General features: G+C 38.7%; 14 protein-coding genes. 8 read left to right on the forward strand and 6 right to left on the reverse strand.

The features are described from left to right. Window positions 1-17: 17 nt before the first annotated feature. Window positions 18-779, forward strand: coding sequence for a malonate transporter subunit MadM (gene madM / locus B554_RS0116275; protein ID WP_002114328.1), 762 nt, complete (start codon window positions 18-20; stop codon window positions 777-779). Window positions 780-833: 54 nt separating this feature from the next. Here madM and B554_RS0116280 read toward each other — a convergent pair whose 3' ends face one another. The 5 genes from B554_RS0116280 to B554_RS0116300 form a co-directional block, all read right to left on the reverse strand. After that, on the reverse strand, window positions 834-1751 hold the full coding sequence (locus B554_RS0116280) for a LysR family transcriptional regulator (protein ID WP_019458888.1): 918 nt from the start codon (window positions 1749-1751) through the stop codon (window positions 834-836). A gap of 100 nt (window positions 1752-1851) precedes the next feature. Beyond that, window positions 1852-3270: a PLP-dependent aminotransferase family protein gene (locus B554_RS0116285; protein WP_019458889.1), complete on the reverse strand. Its 1419-nt coding sequence runs from the start codon at window positions 3268-3270 to the stop codon at window positions 1852-1854. Window positions 3271-3363: 93 nt separating this feature from the next. After that, window positions 3364-3498 carry a hypothetical protein gene (locus tag B554_RS0116290; RefSeq protein WP_019458890.1) on the reverse strand — a complete coding sequence of 45 codons (135 nt, stop codon included), beginning with the start codon at window positions 3496-3498 and terminating at the stop codon, window positions 3364-3366. 14 nt (window positions 3499-3512) lie between these two features. Further along, window positions 3513-4520 carry a cytochrome d ubiquinol oxidase subunit II gene (gene cydB / locus B554_RS0116295; protein ID WP_019458891.1) on the reverse strand — a complete coding sequence of 336 codons (1008 nt, stop codon included), beginning with the start codon at window positions 4518-4520 and terminating at the stop codon, window positions 3513-3515. Beyond that, window positions 4513-5958 (reverse strand): cytochrome ubiquinol oxidase subunit I, encoded by a 1446-nt coding sequence (locus B554_RS0116300; protein WP_019458892.1) that lies wholly within the window; start codon window positions 5956-5958, stop codon window positions 4513-4515. Before B554_RS0116300 ends, cydB begins: the two co-directional genes overlap by 8 nt. A 654-nt stretch (window positions 5959-6612) precedes the next feature. Here B554_RS0116300 and B554_RS0116305 point away from each other — a divergent pair. From B554_RS0116305 to B554_RS0116320, 4 genes are all read left to right on the forward strand, one after another. Continuing rightward, complete coding sequence (locus B554_RS0116305; RefSeq protein WP_019458893.1) at window positions 6613-7431, forward strand: hypothetical protein; 819 nt, start codon at window positions 6613-6615, stop codon at window positions 7429-7431. A gap of 118 nt (window positions 7432-7549) precedes the next feature. Beyond that, window positions 7550-8845: an acyl-CoA dehydrogenase family protein gene (locus B554_RS0116310; protein WP_019458894.1), complete on the forward strand. Its 1296-nt coding sequence runs from the start codon at window positions 7550-7552 to the stop codon at window positions 8843-8845. A gap of 176 nt (window positions 8846-9021) precedes the next feature. Next, window positions 9022-10413, forward strand: coding sequence for an LLM class flavin-dependent oxidoreductase (locus B554_RS0116315; RefSeq protein WP_019458895.1), 1392 nt, complete (start codon window positions 9022-9024; stop codon window positions 10411-10413). Window positions 10414-10607: 194 nt separating this feature from the next. Beyond that, the gene (locus B554_RS0116320; RefSeq protein ID WP_019458896.1) at window positions 10608-12074 is read left to right on the forward strand and encodes an MFS transporter; all 1467 of its coding nucleotides are present in this window, start codon (window positions 10608-10610) and stop codon (window positions 12072-12074) included. Between the two features lie 61 nt (window positions 12075-12135). Here B554_RS0116320 and B554_RS0116325 read toward each other — a convergent pair whose 3' ends face one another. Further along, window positions 12136-13320 (reverse strand): hypothetical protein, encoded by a 1185-nt coding sequence (locus tag B554_RS0116325; RefSeq protein ID WP_019458897.1) that lies wholly within the window; start codon window positions 13318-13320, stop codon window positions 12136-12138. A gap of 443 nt (window positions 13321-13763) precedes the next feature. Here B554_RS0116325 and tauA point away from each other — a divergent pair, with 443 nt between their 5' ends. The 3 genes from tauA to tauC are packed head-to-tail and all read left to right on the forward strand — an operon-like array spanning window position 13764 to window position 16474. Next, window positions 13764-14804 carry a taurine ABC transporter substrate-binding protein gene (tauA, locus tag B554_RS0116330; RefSeq protein WP_025465251.1) on the forward strand — a complete coding sequence of 347 codons (1041 nt, stop codon included), beginning with the start codon at window positions 13764-13766 and terminating at the stop codon, window positions 14802-14804. A 9-nt stretch (window positions 14805-14813) separates the two neighbouring features. Then, complete coding sequence (locus B554_RS0116335) at window positions 14814-15608, forward strand: taurine ABC transporter ATP-binding protein (RefSeq protein ID WP_019458899.1); 795 nt, start codon at window positions 14814-14816, stop codon at window positions 15606-15608. Further along, complete coding sequence (gene tauC / locus B554_RS0116340) at window positions 15605-16474, forward strand: taurine ABC transporter permease TauC (RefSeq protein WP_019458900.1); 870 nt, start codon at window positions 15605-15607, stop codon at window positions 16472-16474. The genes B554_RS0116335 and tauC overlap by 4 nt, the downstream gene beginning before the upstream one ends. Window positions 16475-16478: the final 4 nt, after the last annotated feature.

Below are 16478 nucleotides of genomic sequence, written 5' to 3' on the forward strand. Positions count from 1 at the left end.
CAAAAAGGATTTAAATGATGGACGCTATAATTGCTGTGTTATCAAAAAATGCATTAGTTACTGCTCTTGCAGTAACGGGTTTAATGATGTTCGTTTCCCATCTACTCTCAAAATATTTGACGAAGGGAAAATTACAAAGCTCTGCAATCGCGATTACTTTAGGTTTGGTCGTGGCTTACTTTGCAGGGGTTTATACGCAAGGAACCAAAGGTGTCTCTGACATCGCTATTTTTTCAGGTTTTGCGCTGTTGGGCGGAGCCATGATTCGTGATTTAGCGATTGCTTCAACTGCATTTGAAGTTGATGTGAAAGAAGTGAAGAAAGCAGGCAAAATTGGTCTAATTGCATTAATGCTTGGTTGTGTTGTGCCTTTTGCAATTGGGGTTATGGTTGCATGGGTTATGGGCTATCGAGATCCAATTTCGATGACAACAATCGGTGCAGGCGCAATGACTTATATTGTAGGTCCAATTACTGGCACTGCAATTGGCGCGAGTTCTGATGTCATCGCACTTTCTATTGCAATTGGTTTAATCAAGTCAGTTTTCTTTATGGTCGGTACGCCACTGCTTGCGAAATTTATGTATCTAAAAAGTCCACGCTCTGCCATGGTCTTTGGCGGTTTGGCAGGAACAACCAGTGGTACAGCTGCGGGATTGGCAGGTACAGATGTACGATTGGTACCTTATGGCGCTTTAGTTGCAACCTTCTATACAGGACTAGGGTGCTTACTTGGACCTTCTGTCTTTTTCCTAACGGTTAATGCGATTTTTGGATAATTTTTTGAAAATCCTATAACGGCAACTCATTATTCTTTAATAAGTTGCCGATATTTATCTTTTAAAATTAGTGGCGAACATACGACATTCAGCAATCAGAGCAAGTAAGTTTGGGTCGCGTTCTTTACTTTTTAAAAAGACCAGACCAATTTCTTGCTGCATATGATATTGCTGTTTTAGTGGAATAAGTTTTACTGAACTTTCATAAACTGCAGAAATACGGCCGGGTAGTAGAGCAAAACCGACACCTGAGCTGACCATACTAATTAAGGTAAAAATATCATTGACCTGTAAAGCAACTTTAGGTGAAAAACCAGCTTTTTTAAAAATGATGTCGCTGTCGTTATGAGTTGCAAAACCCTTAGTTAAAGTTAGAAAAGTTTCTTCTTTTAAAAGGCTTAAATCAATATCTTTAAAATCGGCATATTTTGAATCTTTATTGACTGCCAAAAAAATGTCGTCTGAAAACATCGGCAAAATTTCAAAGTCATCATCTTGAGTGGTTTCATTTAAAGCCACGATAATGGCATCCAGCTCAGTTGCTTTAAGCTTTTTCACCAAATCCTGATTCGAGCTCAGCAACAGCTGAATATCAAGCTCACTACGTCTGAGCTTAAGACCGCTAATCACATTTGGAATTGTGTTTACTGTCAAAGAATAAAGAGAACCTAAATGTAAAACCTTAGCTGCAAAACCAGCAGCTTCTCTAGTTTTATTTACGGTGATAAAGATGTCTTGTACGATTTTTTGCGCGCGTTCTTCAAAGACATAAGCACTTTTTAAAGGAATGAGGTTACGGCCTTCATTTTTAAAAAGAGGGCAACGCAAAGCGCTTTCTAAAGAGTGTAATGCTTTATGAACGCTGACATTACTCAGCTGCATTTCTGTGGCTGTTTTAGACAAATTTCCACAGCGCATAAAAGCTAAAAAAATCTGTATTTTTTTCAGGGTGAGTTCTTCATCAATTTCCATATTAAACCTTTGAACCTGTTTCCCTTAAAAATATAGATTTGAACTATCAAGTTACCACAAAATAAAGGCTATAAAATTGTGCTTAGGTCGAAGCATTTCTTTAGAAACTTGCTTCAACTCTTTGTTGAATGGTTTTGATAACCTGATCTAATGCACTTTGAATTTTAGTGTTCCATTCAAAAGAGCAATTGATTCGCAAATAATGCTGCTGTGCAGGTAAAACACTAAACAGTGGGCTTGGCGCAACGCCAATATCTTGCTGAATCAATTCTTCATAAACTTGCATACTGTCTAGCGTACTAGGAAGTTTGACCCATAGAAAATAGCCACTTGGGTAGTAATACACTTCGCAAGAGCTCGGTAAATGCTGCTTTAAATAGTGATAAAACTGCTTTTTATAACGCTCAAGTGAAAGTCTAAGTGTACGCAAGTGCTTTTCATAATGATGATGTGACAAAAATTCAACCAATGCATTTTGAATAAGTGCATTTACTGAAATGGTACTCATAAGCTGCAAGTGTTGAATATGGTCTGAAAATTTACCCGCATAGACCCAACCAACCCGAAAACCTGCACCTAATGTTTTAGAAAAAGACGAGCAGTGAAGCACCAGATTTTGTTGGTCAAAATACTTCATTGAAAGTGGTTTTTGGCCGCCATAAAAAAGCTCTTCATAGACATCATCTTCAATCAAATAAATTTGGTGTTCATGAAGCAATTTGGCAATTTTATATTTAATGTCATCACTAACAGTAAAACCAATCGGGTTCTGGGCATTCAGCATGAGCCAACATACCTTGATAGGATATGTTTGAATAACTTGTTCAAAAGCTTCTAGGTCAAAACCATGTTGAGGATGTTCAGGAATGGTAATGACTTTAAGTCCTAAGCGCTCTGCAGCTTGCCAAGCGCCGTAAAATACGGTTTGTTGCAATAGAATATAGTCGCCAGGTTGAGCAACAGCTTGTAGGGAAAGGTTCAGTGCATCTAAACCTCCTGATGTAATGACAATGTCATCTGGGTCAGTTTGTATCCCTTGCATACAATAGCGCTGAGCAATCAGTTTTCTTAAGGCTAAATTACCGGGAGGTAGACTTGCTGTTTGATCATAGCTTTGTCTTTGACGCGCAAGTTGCCCCATAATTTGAATGAGTTTGGGGGCAGCTAAAAGCTGACTATCTGGAAAAGCTGAACCAAAAGGTACAACAGATTCATGTTGAATCGATTTAAGATATTTAAAAACTAAGGAATTAATTTCAATTTTAGAATTGAGCGAAACGACCGAATATTGTTCCAGTGGTTTAAGTACAATTTGCTCCGCAACAAAATATCCCGATTTTTCTTTTGAATAGATTAAACCTTGTGATTCAAGTTCTTGGTAAGCATTCATGACCGTCATTAAGCTAAAACCAGAGCGTTGTACCTGATCTCTTAATGAAGGTAATTTTTCATGTGCATTTAAAGTACCGCTCTCAATGAGTTGGCGAATGCTATGGGCGAGTTGTTCTGATTTATACATGTATGAGCTGCACGAAATAAAAAAAGATGCACTGAATCAATAATAAATGCCGTTTGCAGAATCTACAAACGGCATTTGTTTAGAACGATAGATTTACTTTAAGTAAGGGGCTGCATAAATCAATATCACTTTAAACAATCCCGCAATTACAGCTAAGGCCAAGAAACCACCAAGCCATAACAGAATAAACCATTGGGTTTGATTAAGTTTAACGAATGACTTTTTCATAAAACCCTCCATACTTAATGATAGCCTTCATCACCTACACGGACTTTGTCTCTAAATACCCAATAAGACACAATGGTGTAAGCAATAATGATTGGAATCAAAATAAGCGCACCAACCAAAGCAAACATTTGGCTTGAATGTGGTGCTGCGGCCTGCCAGATGGTGACTGATGGCGGAATAATATAAGGCCATAAACTAATCACGAAACCAGTAAATGCAAGGAAAACGAGGGCCAATGTATATGCAAATGGTTTAAGGTCATGATTCTGCTTTTTACATGCTGATAAAATCAGGCCAACAAACAATAAGACCAAAATAGGTACAGGGCTAAAATAGAACAGATTTGGTAAGGAGAACCAGCGATCTGCAATTTCAGGATGAGTCAAAGGCGTATATAAACTTACGGCACCAAAAATAATGAGCAGTGCAATAATTAGCTTAGGCATAAGCTCATACATACGTTGCTGTAAGCCTTTTTCAGTTTTTAAGATGAGCCAGCCACAACCTAAAGTGGCATACATAGCCACTACGCCAATACCTGTAAAAATCGTAAATGGAGACAACCAATCCAGAGACCCACCAGCATAAATACCATTTTCGGTTTTGATCCCTTGAATATAAGCACCCAAAATAATCCCTTGAAGGAAGCTCGTTAAAACCGAACCCCAAATGAAAGCCAAGTCCCACAGATGCTTGGTTCGGTGGGCTTTGAAACGGAATTCAAAAGCAACCCCACGGAAAATTAGTGCGATCACCATGAAAATAATAGGTAGGTAGAGTGCTGATAAAACTGTTGAATAGACCAGTGGAAATGCTGCATATAGACCAGCACCTCCGAGTACCATCCACGTTTCGTTACCATCCCAGACAGGGGCAACGGTATTCATCATCACATCACGTTCTTGGCTGTTCTTAATGAAGGGGAACATGATCCCGATTCCTAAGTCAAAACCATCCATGACCACATAAATCATGACACCTAAACCGATAATACCGACCCATATTAAAGAAAGATCAATCATGACGGTTCTCCCCAGATTTTTGGTTGCTGTCAATATTTTCATCAACTGCACTGAGTGGGCGCATTGGTGTTTTAAAGTGTCCAACACCACCAGATTCGATATTTGGTGTATCGATAAATGATGGGCCTTTATTAATGAGTTTTAAGGTGTAATAAATACCGCTACCAAAAACGATGGTATACACCACTACAAAAATAAAGAGACTGAGGCCGACTTGATCTGCCGACACCGTATGAGATAAGCCATCTTTGGTTCGCATAATGCCGTACACTACCCAAGGTTGACGGCCTACTTCAGTGGTGACCCAGCCTGCAAGTAATGCAACATAACCTGCTGGGCCCATTAGTAAAGCAAATTTGTGGAACCATGATGTTTCATAAAGTTTTCCGCTTTTACGCAGCCAAAGGGCAATCAGTGATAAGGTAACCATAAGGACACCAAGGCCAACCATCACACGGAAGCTCCAGAAAATAATGGTTGAGTTTGGACGATCTTCAGGTGCGAAATCTTTTAAACCAGTGACTTGACCATCTAAACTGTGAGTCAAAATTAAGCTACCCAAATATGGAACCCCCACTTCAAAGTGGTTACGTTCTTCTTTCATATCTGGAATAGCAAATAACAGTAATGGCATTGGTTCGTTATGATTGGTTTCCCAGTGACCTTCCATTGCGGCAAGTTTGGCAGGTTGATGTTCACGAGTGTTTAAACCATGGTTATCACCAATCACCACTTGTAAACATGAAGTTACAAGTACCATCCAAAGACCCATCGAGAATGATTTTTTTACCAGTTCATCACGACGGCCTTTTACTAAATGCCATGCAGATGTTCCTACGACCAATAAAGATGAAACCAAGAAGGCAGCAGCACCCATATGGGCAAAGCGATAAGGGAAGGATGGGTTAAAGACAATAGCTAACCAGTCTTTAGGCACAATAATGCCATTTTCGATGGCAAAACCTTGCGGGGTTTGCATCCAGCTATTGGAAGATAAAATCCAGAACATGGAAATACATGTTCCGATAGCAACCATAAGCGTCGCAAAGAAATGGGCTCGAGGGCCAACACGTCCCCAGCCAAACAACATAATGCCTAAGAAACCTGCTTCTAAGAAGAAGGCACTTAACACTTCATAGGTAAGTAAAGGACCAGTAATACTTCCGGCGACTCGTGAAAATTCACTCCAGTTGGTACCAAACTGGTAGCTCATTACGACACCGGAAACAACTCCCATACCAAACGCAACAGCAAAGATCTTAATCCAGTATTTAAATAGATCTTTATAAATTGGGTTTTGCGTTCTTAACCATTTCCATTCTAAAACTGCCAAAAAGCAGGCAAGACCGATGGAAGTGGCCGGAAAAATAATATGGAAGGATACTGTGAAAGCAAATTGTATTCGCGCTAATTCTAGAGCGGTTAGACCGAGGCTCATAAACTTTCCCCCTGTGAACTAGCTGATGATGATTAAATGAGTTAAATACTTATTTTCAGGCAAAAAAGTACTCTGGCGATTAAACTTACTTCTGTGATAAATGTTCTTAGCAAGTAAAATGCCAACAGGGTAAAGCAATATAATTGCTTGATATTTCAATAGAATAGGGTGATTGATTGTTTTCAATCTGTTAGCAAAGTTTATGCTTGATGTTGCATTTGTAAAAATGCATGTTGCATTGAAACATTGATGAAATATCTGGCGATATGCAATAGATCGTCTCATGAAAACTACCTACCTTAAGAAGTTTTCTTAATCATGCACTCGCTCTATTTGTATATGTAGATACAGAAATTTTTTATAAAACTATAACAGTTCAGTATGGTTTCGAAGGTGTGCTATAGTTTTTTTTCAATCATCTGTAGCTATATATTCAGTCCTCTAAAGTTCAAAATAAAAATGAACAGGATTTACCGTCGACCTAAACCAACTTTCAAGACTCAATGTGAACGCTGCTTTAGATTTTATTTAAGCACATGATTATGTTCTTCTTTTCTATTTCCATTGTTGTTTTGCGTAGGGTCCGGTTGCTGCGTGTTTCTTAAAGACCTAAGTGTAAGTGTAGCGCTTCTAAAATAGCTTGGATGTTAAAAAATGTTTATCACGTCTCAACTGAATATCATTCATAAAATTATTAAAAATCAGTCTATTTCCTCTTTGGTAGTAGATCAGTTGGAACAGTCTTATGTGAATCTTGAAGCAACTTTACTTAGAGCGAAAGTACTCAGAGACTTTTCTAAAACTCAAACGGTTTATTTAATTCAGTCGCATATTGAGCCACAGCAAAGCAGTTTGGCTTATCTATTCTCACCATTTATTTTTGCGAACCTAAACAAAGCTGCTATTTATACAACACCTGCAACACCACCTGTGCTTACTATTTTTAATAAATACTATCAAGCTGACAAGAAGGTCGTATTTAAGATAGATGAAGTTTTAGAAAGCCTAAAAATATATCTAGATTTAGAATTAATAGAGATGGGAGAAGCTGACTTTATTTATTTAAAATTAATCAAAGCATTGTGTCGAAGTGATATCTCTACAGTTTTTTTGATCACCCATTTAGAGCTTGATTTAGAAGCTTTAAAACAACTTGAACAGTTCTTAAAAATAAAAATTCATTGGGTCAAAGTCGTAAAAGATGAAAGTCTAAAAGGCTTAGATCAGCTAGATATGCGTAAATTATTATTTAAAAATAAAGATGAAGCATATGTACAGTTATGTGCTCATTTTGCGCAAATGAATGCAGCACTGGTCGGGTTATGCGATACCTTTACTGCTAGTCAAATGACGCACTTAATTGATGACATGTTTTATTCAGAACATATTTTTGAAAAGTTATCTGTCTATTCAGAATATATGCAAACCTTATTGCAAAGTCAGCATAGTCTTACCAAGAAAGAGATCGCTTAGAGCGGTCAGGCTTTTGATTGGTGTTATATCAAGATTGAATACTGTTATAAAAAAATAATCGTTTTCATGTGAAATAAATATTTTATGGTAAAAGCAAAGCAATATTGGTTTTACTTACATGACAAATTTAAATTTTGAGCATCATCTCGGTTCCTTAACACATGCTGCACTAAGTCAGGCCTCAATTATTTCTCGCGTGTGGGGTGAAGGACCAACTGAGCGTTATGATGAATTGGCAAAAAATTTCAGACCAACTTTTGCCTGTATTAAAGAAGGGGCTTTAATCCGTGAGCAACAGCATATTTTGCCTTATGAACAACTTCAGTGGCTCAAAGATATTGGTTTTACACGGTTAAGACTTCCCAAAGCTCATGGTGGCTTTGATGCAACCATTCCTGAACTATTTGCATTGCTCATTGAACTTGCAGAAGCCGATTCAAACTTACCCCAAGCTTTACGTGTGCATTTTGGTTTTACTGAAGATGTCTTGGTAAGTAAAGATAAGTCGTTTCAACAGCGTTGGCTTAACCGAATTTCCAATGGCGAAACAGTGGGTAGTGCATGGTCTGAAGGCGGGAAAGAGTCAATCGATCAGTTCGAAACATATTTGTATCGAGACAGTGACGGAAAAATTCGCGTTAAGGGTAAAAAATATTACACCACAGGGAGTCTATATGCAGACTGGGTGGATGTTGGTGTAACTGACTTAAAGGGTGAGTCTGGCTCGGTCGTTGTGCGCCGTGAAGATGAGGGTGTTGAAATTGTTGATGACTGGAATGGCTTTGGACAGCAACTCACCGCAAGCGGTACAGCATATTTCCATGATGTATTGGTGGATGAAACTGAAATCTTACCTGATGATGACCGCTTTAAATATTCGGCTGCTTACTATCAACTGGTCCAACTGGCAATCATTACAGGTCTAGGGCGTGCTGCAACCTATGATGTTTCTCAAGCTGTAGCAAAACGTACCCGAAACTACACGCATGCCAATGCTCAATTTGTAAAACAGGATCCGCAAATTTTACAAGTGGTAGGCCAAATCCGTGGCGCAGCTTACAGTGCAGGGGCGATTGTTGAAAAAGTTGCACAAAGCTTACAACGTGCTTACTTGGCTGTATTTCAAAATAATGAGCAACTTGAAGAGGAGCAAAATGCGCTTGCCGAACTTGAAAGTGCGCAGTCTCAAACGGTCATTACCGATTTGATTTTAAATGCTTCTACAATTTTATTTGATACTTTAGGTGCTTCTGCAACAGACAAAGATTTAGGCCTAGATCGATACTGGCGTAGTGTACGAACTTTATCTTCACATAACCCGAGAGTATTTAAAAACCGAATTGTCGGTGATTTTAGTGTAAATGGCACATTACCTCCTTATCAATGGCGAATAGGGAATGTTGCTAAAAAATAAATTATACTTTTAGATATTAAGCTGCTATTTTTAGTGGCTTAATATTATTTATGTTTTTAGAAATAAATTATAAAAATCTATTAGAATAAAATCATATTTTGTTTGGGGTTTATATTATAAAGAAACCCTGAAAATTGCTTTAGTATAAAAATAAATAAAATGCTGGCGAATATTTTATGACTAAGAAAATTAGTTTTAATGCTTTTGAAATGAATTGTATTGCCCACCAATCTCCTGGATTATGGCGACATCCTCAAGACCGATCTGTTGAATATAAAGATTTAGAATATTGGACAGATTTAGCAAAAATTCTTGAGCGTGGTTTTTTTGACGGTATTTTTATTGCAGATGTGCTTGGTATTTATGACGTTTATCATCAAAGTGCTGAACATGCCTTAACAGGTGCAGTACAAGTTCCAGTCAATGATCCACTACAGATTGTGCCAGCGATGGCAGCGGTCACAAAACACTTGGGTTTTGGTGTCACAACTTCGATTTCCTTTGAACATCCTTATCCTTTTGCTAGGCGTATTAGCACGCTAGACCATTTAACCAAAGGGCGAGTTGGCTGGAATATCGTGACGTCTTATTTAGAAAGTGGTTCGAAAAACTTGGGCCTAAAAACTCAGGTTAATCATGATAATCGTTATGATATTGCTGATGAATACTTAGAAGTCCTTTACAAACTTTGGGAAGGTTCTTGGGAAGAAGGTTCGGTACTTCGTGATCGTGAAAGCGGTATTTTTGCTGACCATAAAAAAGTGCATCCAATTCAGCACGAAGGTAAATACTTTACTGTACCGGGCATCCATATTTGTGAACCATCACCACAGCGAACACCCGTACTTTATCAAGCAGGCGCGTCCTCACGCGGGCAGAAGTTTGCTAGTCAAAATGCCGAGTGCGTATTTATTGCAGCGCCGTCTAAAATTGCCACTAAAAAAGTGGTACAAGGCATTCGCCAGAAATTGGCTCAAGAAGGCCGCGACCCGTACTCAGTTAAAATTTATGCACTTTTATCGATTGTCAGTGATGAAACCGATGCAAAAGCACAGGCTAAGTTTAAAGAATATCAAAGCTATGGAAGCTATGATGGCGCTTTAACATTGCTGTCTGGCTGGTCGGGTGTTGATTTTTCACAATATCAACCGACAGACAAAGTTGAATATATTCAAACCAATGCCATTCAATCTTTATTAGATTCTTATGTGAATGCGGACCCAGAACGTGTTTGGACCATTGAAGAAATTGCAAACTGGAACAGCTTAGGTGGTAATGGGCCTGTGTTAGTGGGTTCGGCGGAAACCGTTTCAGATGCTCTACAGCAATGGGTTGAAGATACAGATGTCGATGGCTTTAACCTTGCCTATATTTTGGCTCATCAAACCTTTGCTGATGTAGTTGAGTTTATTGTTCCAGAGTTGCAAAAACGAGGGGTATATCAAACCTCATATACACAAGGAACATTAAGAGAAAAGTTATTTGGTGCTGGGCCATATTTACCTGAAAATCACCGCGGTGCAAAATATCGTAATCTAAAAAAGTTAAAACTTGCTGAGGCGAGTTAATATTTTGCAAAGCTATTAAATAAATGGCTGGTTAAATACCAGCTTTTATTTTGCCTTTTTATATCGATTTTACTGCTGAGTTAATAATGAAAAGATAATTCTATAATTTAGATTAAAACATCAGATTAATTTGTTTTTGTATTATGTGAATAATCATTATTTTGTTTCTGTTATTAAAATTCAGGAATTATTAAGTGAGCACACAAGAACTCGATCATAACCATCGTTATGAAATTAAATCTCCCGATGATGTTTCACAATTAATTTCCAAATTTGCAGGGAAGGGTAAATCGAATAAAGTTATTTGGTTGGCACTCATTGGCGTGTTTATTGATGCCTATGATTTAACAACGCTGTCGTTTGGTATTGAGCAAGTCATCTCAGAGTTTTCTTTAAGCCCTGTGATGACTGGGGTGGTGGCCTCAGCAATTGTCTGCGGAACCATTGTGGGTAACCTGATTGGTGGTTGGCTGACAGATAAAATCGGCCGTTATCGGGTCTTTATGGCGGACATGGTGCTCTTCGTCATTGCGGCAATTGTCGCAGGCTTTGCACCGAATGTATGGGTTTTGATTTTAGCCCGATTTATTATGGGAATTAGTGTCGGTATTGATTTGCCTGTCGCAATGTCATACTTATCTGAGTTTTCTAAATTTAACGGGAGTAGCAACAAGGCAGCGCGTTTAGCAGCATGGTGCCCAATGTGGTATGCCGCTTCTTCTGTCTGTTTTGGTCTAGTTCTGGCGCTTTATTTTCTTTTACCCCCTGAGCATAGCAACTGGTTATGGCGAGCATCTTTAATTTTCGGAGCAGTGCCAGCATTACTCATTATTTTTATTCGTGGTAAATATTTAACTGAATCACCCATTTGGCTTGCCAACCAAGGCGATTTAAAAGGGGCAGCTAAGGTTCTACAAGAATCCTATGCAATTAATGCAGTCGCTACAGTTGAAAAAGTAGAAAGAACTGCTGAAAAGAAAAAGCGCGAGGGTTTTGCAGTTTTATTTAATAAAACCTATTTGCCAAGAACTATTGTGGCAATTGTGATTCACATTTCGGTGGCATTTCAGTACACGACGATTGCCTTCTTTTTACCTTCTATTTTAACGCGTTTCTTCCATACAGATGTCTTGACGACGATTACTACAACACTCGGGCTTAATTTATTGTTTGCATTCACGGGCGGGCTGTTGGGCGTATTTGTTGCTAGCAGATTTAAATCTCGACATGTGTTGCTTACAGGCTTTTTACTCCAGTTTATAGCCCTCATTGCTTTGGCATTAATTGGTGAACCCGGTAATAGCTTTCTAATCTACACCGCAATTGTAATGCTAGGTTTATGGCTTTTTGCCGAAGGCTTTGGGCCTGGGGCACAAATGATGGTTTATCCAACTATGGCTTATCCGGCTTCGATTCGTGGCGTTGGTGTCGGCTTTAACCGTGCGGTAACAGGTGTTGCTCAAGCAATTGCTTTGTTTGTTTTACCGATCTGGATGGCGGGATATAAAACCGATGTTTATCTGATTATTTCTATCTTTGCTTTTATTCCTTTAATTGTGATTGGACTACTGATTAAGTTTGAGCCTACCGCTCAAGATGTCGATGTTATTGACGAATCTGGCCCAGGACTTCCTCTCAATAATTCACCAGTAATCGACTAGAGTAAAAATAGATATCTAAATGAAAATAAAGGCCAACAATTGTTGGCCTTTATTTTGGGAGTTAGAAGTAATAAGCAAAAATTACAAATGCTTTTTTATTCCATTTATCATTGCTTCCACCAGCTGCAAGGCCTTCACTGTCTCCTAGATATGGATCATGTTTACCCATCAACAACTCGGCTTGTACTGTCAATTTTTGATAGTTAAAGGCAATGCCGGGAATAAAACGGGTGGAGTCTTTAAAACCATCTTGCTCTTTTCGATAAGAGCTGTAGTTTAAATACGGGCGAACAGAGGTAATTGGGCCAAATTGCTGAGGAAATAAATAGCTCAGTTCGGCTGAGTAAATCTGACCTTTGGTTGCAGAGTTAAATGAATAATCGAAACCGCCTAAAGTCAGATGGTCTTTATATTGAGTGTCGGCATTATCAATGTCTTGATAACCAGCCAAAAGCTGTAAATTCCATTGGTTATAATTGGTGTTGCTAAAAACCGAATAGACTTGGCGATCGCCATCTTGCCCTGAGCGTTTGTTTTCAATGGTGGAATACCATGCAGAGGCGCCAAGTTGGGTAGAGAAATTTTCTTGGCCTAAGACGTTCTTAAAGGTGTGAGCACCGCGAACAACAATGGAGTTCTTTTCTTTGGTATTGGTACCTTGTGGTACTGAGTCATCCGCATTGACAGGATTGATACTAAATCGACTCGAGTCTTTGCTTTTACCTCTATAGGTGCCACCATCGGTAGGATAAAAGGCGAGTTGTGCTTCATTGATTCCATCATTGAAATCATATTTCACCCCAAGGTTATGTACATCTTCCCAACCCGCACTATTGGCAATGCCTAAATAATAAGTATTTCCCCAAAAGCGACCCAAGCCAAAAGGAACTGGGTTTAAGCCAGCAATAATTTTACTATTGTCATTAATTTTATAACCCAACCATGCATCGGTGAGCCAATTTGCATCACCTAAACGCCCGTAATATTCATAAACCCGATAATCTAGGCGGCCAATCCATTTCGGGGAGTTGTAGTCCAACCATAATACCGCGTCATTAAAGGAAAATTTACTTGTAGAAGGTTCAGAGTCAAAATCATAAACATATTTAGCCCGAACAGTACCACTCACTTTAAGTTGGCCTTCTTCAGCATTACCAAAGGTAAGCGCTGCATGGCTTGAAAGACTAAAGGTAGTCAAAGTCGTAGCGATGAATATTTTTTTTAAATTTTGGGGATGTTTAAACAAAATATATTTTCTCCTCTTAAAAATAAAAAATTAAACTTGCGTCATGTATAAACCAGAAAAAGATTTGTCTAAATCTCAATATTTGCAGAGGTTTTAAGTTAAAAAGATAATAAAATCTGATCTTTATAAAAAATGGCGAAAATTGATTAGACGTAAAACGTCTAATGCGATAGGCCAAAAGAAAAAATGATTAAAGGCGAGTAGGATAAAATACTAGAGAGCATATGTCAGGCTTTCCCAATCATATGTTTTGGGAATAACGTTTTTAATTATTGATATATAAGTATTTTAATTTTGTATCTATTCTATAAGATTACTTAAAATTTGCTTTTTACTAAAAGATAAAAACTTATGAAGAAAAGTTATTTATAAAAACTAGATAAGCAACTCACATTTTTTTATTTTTCATTATAAAGCCGGCTGCATACCATAAGCTTATATTATTGAAAGATCATGAAATTATGAGCACGAAGACCAAACCGCTGATTGTCACGGCAATTGTGATCGTCGCAATTGTTGCATTTATCGTATGGCAAAATAAAAAAGACAATAATACAAGTGCTTCAGTTCGTGACAACAAACCTGTCGTGATTGCCTATCAAACTGGGGTGGACCCAAGTAAAGTTGCACAGGCCAATGGTGATTACGAAAAACAAAGTCAACGTAACATTCAATGGAAAAAATTTGATGCAGGCTCAGACGTTGTTAATGCTCTGGCTTCAGGCGATGTCGTACTTGGCAATATTGGTTCAAGCCCACTTGCTGCTGCGGCAAGCCGTGATTTACCGATTGAAGTATTCTTAATTACATCAAAACTTGGTGCGTCTGAAGCGCTAGTAGTAAGTAATAAATCAGGTATTAAAACTCCTCAAGATTTAATTGGCAAAACCATTGCTGTACCCTTTGTTTCAACTACGCATTACAGCCTTTTGTCTGCACTTAAACACTGGAACATTCCAGAAGACAAAGTAAAAATTATTAACTTGCGTCCACCTGAAATTTCAGCTGCTTGGGAACGTGGTGATATTGATGCTGCCTATGTGTGGGAACCTGCTTTAAGTAAAGCTAAAGCATCTGGTACGGTTTTAACTGACTCAAAACAAGTCGGTGAATGGGGTGCTCCAACTTATGATTTATGGGTGGTACGTAAAGATTTTGCAGAGAAAAATCCTGACTTCTTAAAAGCTTTTGTCAAAACCACGCTTGAGCAACTCGAAAAATATAACCAAGACCCAGCTGCTTACGTTAAAGATGCCGATAACGTACAAAAAATTGCGCAGCTCACAGGTTCTGATCCAAAAGATATCCCGCTTTTATTAAGTGGAAACATTTACCTTGACCACGCTCAGCAAAAACAAACGTTAGATGGTGAATTCGCGCAAAATATTTTTGATACAGCGAAGTTCTTAAAAGGTCAGGGCAAGGTCGATCAACTTAAAGCCGATTATAAAGGCAATGTGAATTCTTCATTTTTGCAGCCTTAAGGAGTTGTCATGAGTGTACTAGAAGCCAAACATATTCATCTGACTTTTCCTAAACAGCAAAAGCCAGTTTTACAAGACATTAACCTAACCATTGAAGAAGGTTCTTTAACCGTGATTTTAGGCGAGTCAGGTTGCGGCAAAACAACTTTGCTTAATATCTTGGCAGGGTTTCAAAAGCCGAGTTCAGGTGATGTGCTTGTAAATCATGAAGTAGTAAATGGACCAGATGTAACCCGCGCTGTCGTGTTTCAGGATCATGCATTACTTCCTTGGTTGAATGTTGCAGATAATGTTGGCTTCGCTTTGCAGTTAAAAGGTTTAAAGCGCGCGGATATCGAAGCACAAGTGAACGCAATTTTAAAAATTGTAGGTTTAAGTCACGTTGAAAAAGCCAATATTTGGGAACTTTCCGGTGGTATGAAACAACGTGTTGGTATTGCTAGAGCTTTGATTAGTCACGCGCCGTTTATTTTATTAGATGAACCTTTTGCGGCATTAGATGCTTTTACGCGTGAAAACATGCAGGAGTTAGTGCTCGATTTATGGATTCAACAAAATAAAAGCTTCTTTTTAATTACTCATGACATTGAAGAAGCATTATTGCTCAGCAATCAGTTAGTTCTGATGACAGCGCATCCAGGCAAAATTGTAGAAACTCTACATCTGGATTTTGCTCAACGATATCGTCAGGGCGAGTCTATTCGCTCAATTAAATCGGACCCTCAATTTATTCAGCTCAGAGAGCAGCTATTTGAAAGTTTAAGGGCACAAAAACAAAGCGGTAAGGAGGCGTTACCTACATGAACACTAAAGATAACGTCTATGAGTATGACAAAGCAGAGCTAAAACTTAAGCCAGATGTGCAAACAGAAAATGCTTCATTTCTATCGTCATTTTTTGAGAAGCATCGCACTTTGGCAGTCAGCATAATTAGTGTGGGAAGTGTGGTTGCACTCTGGTTCCTCATTACTGCTTTGCATGTTGTGCCTGAACTGTTTTTACCAAGCCCACAGGCAGTCTGGCAAAAATTTATATCGGTTAGCCAAGAAGGCTTTATGAAAGCAACTTTGTGGCAACACTTGGCAGCCAGTATTTCTCGTGTGTTTTTAGCTTTAATTGCTGCTGTAGTCATTGGTGTACCACTGGGTTTATGGATGGGCCTGAACAAATGGGTTCGTGCTGTTCTAGATCCTTTGGTTGAATTATTACGTCCAATTCCACCATTAGCTTATTTACCGTTACTTGTTATTTGGTTCGGTATTGGTGAAACCACAAAAGTACTTTTGATTTTCTTCTCGATATTGGCGCCTGTCATTATTAGTAGTGCACACGGTGTATTAAGTCATCAGCTTAATCGTGAACGTGCGGCATTGTCGTTGGGTGCGAGTCAGTCACAAGTCTTTTGGCATGTCATTTTACCAACGGCTTTACCTCATATTATTACCGGGATTCGTATTGGTCTTGGGGTGGGCTGGTCAACCTTAGTTGCAGCAGAGTTGGTTGCAGCGGACCGTGGTATTGGTTTTATGGTGCAATCGGCAGCGCAGTTCTTAATTACCGATACGGTGATTCTAGGCATTATTGTGATTGCGATTGTCGCAGTTAGTTTTGAGCTGTTTTTACGTTGGTTACAAAAACAGTTTTCTCCTTGGTATGGTCAGCAGTTGTAGTAAA

It is taken from the genome of Acinetobacter sp. GG2 (assembly GCF_000292385.1).
GTDB lineage: Bacteria > Pseudomonadota > Gammaproteobacteria > Pseudomonadales > Moraxellaceae > Acinetobacter > Acinetobacter seifertii.

What these genes read in the sequence shown, in the direction of transcription:
- B554_RS0116300 (WP_019458892.1), bottom strand. Translation starts at nt 5,958, where the DNA reads ATGAGCCTCGGTCTAACCGCTCTAGAATTAGCGCGAATACAATTTGCT.
- B554_RS0116280 (WP_019458888.1), bottom strand. Translation starts at nt 1,751, where the DNA reads ATGGAAATTGATGAAGAACTCACCCTGAAAAAAATACAGATTTTTTTA.
- B554_RS0116290 (WP_019458890.1), bottom strand. Translation starts at nt 3,498, where the DNA reads ATGAAAAAGTCATTCGTTAAACTTAATCAAACCCAATGGTTTATTCTG.
- madM (WP_002114328.1), top strand. Translation starts at nt 18, where the DNA reads ATGGACGCTATAATTGCTGTGTTATCAAAAAATGCATTAGTTACTGCT.
- tauC (WP_019458900.1), top strand. Translation starts at nt 15,605, where the DNA reads ATGAACACTAAAGATAACGTCTATGAGTATGACAAAGCAGAGCTAAAA.
- B554_RS0116305 (WP_019458893.1), top strand. Translation starts at nt 6,613, where the DNA reads ATGTTTATCACGTCTCAACTGAATATCATTCATAAAATTATTAAAAAT.
- B554_RS0116310 (WP_019458894.1), top strand. Translation starts at nt 7,550, where the DNA reads ATGACAAATTTAAATTTTGAGCATCATCTCGGTTCCTTAACACATGCT.
- B554_RS0116285 (WP_019458889.1), bottom strand. Translation starts at nt 3,270, where the DNA reads ATGTATAAATCAGAACAACTCGCCCATAGCATTCGCCAACTCATTGAG.
- B554_RS0116335 (WP_019458899.1), top strand. Translation starts at nt 14,814, where the DNA reads ATGAGTGTACTAGAAGCCAAACATATTCATCTGACTTTTCCTAAACAG.
- B554_RS0116315 (WP_019458895.1), top strand. Translation starts at nt 9,022, where the DNA reads ATGACTAAGAAAATTAGTTTTAATGCTTTTGAAATGAATTGTATTGCC.
- cydB (WP_019458891.1), bottom strand. Translation starts at nt 4,520, where the DNA reads ATGATTGATCTTTCTTTAATATGGGTCGGTATTATCGGTTTAGGTGTC.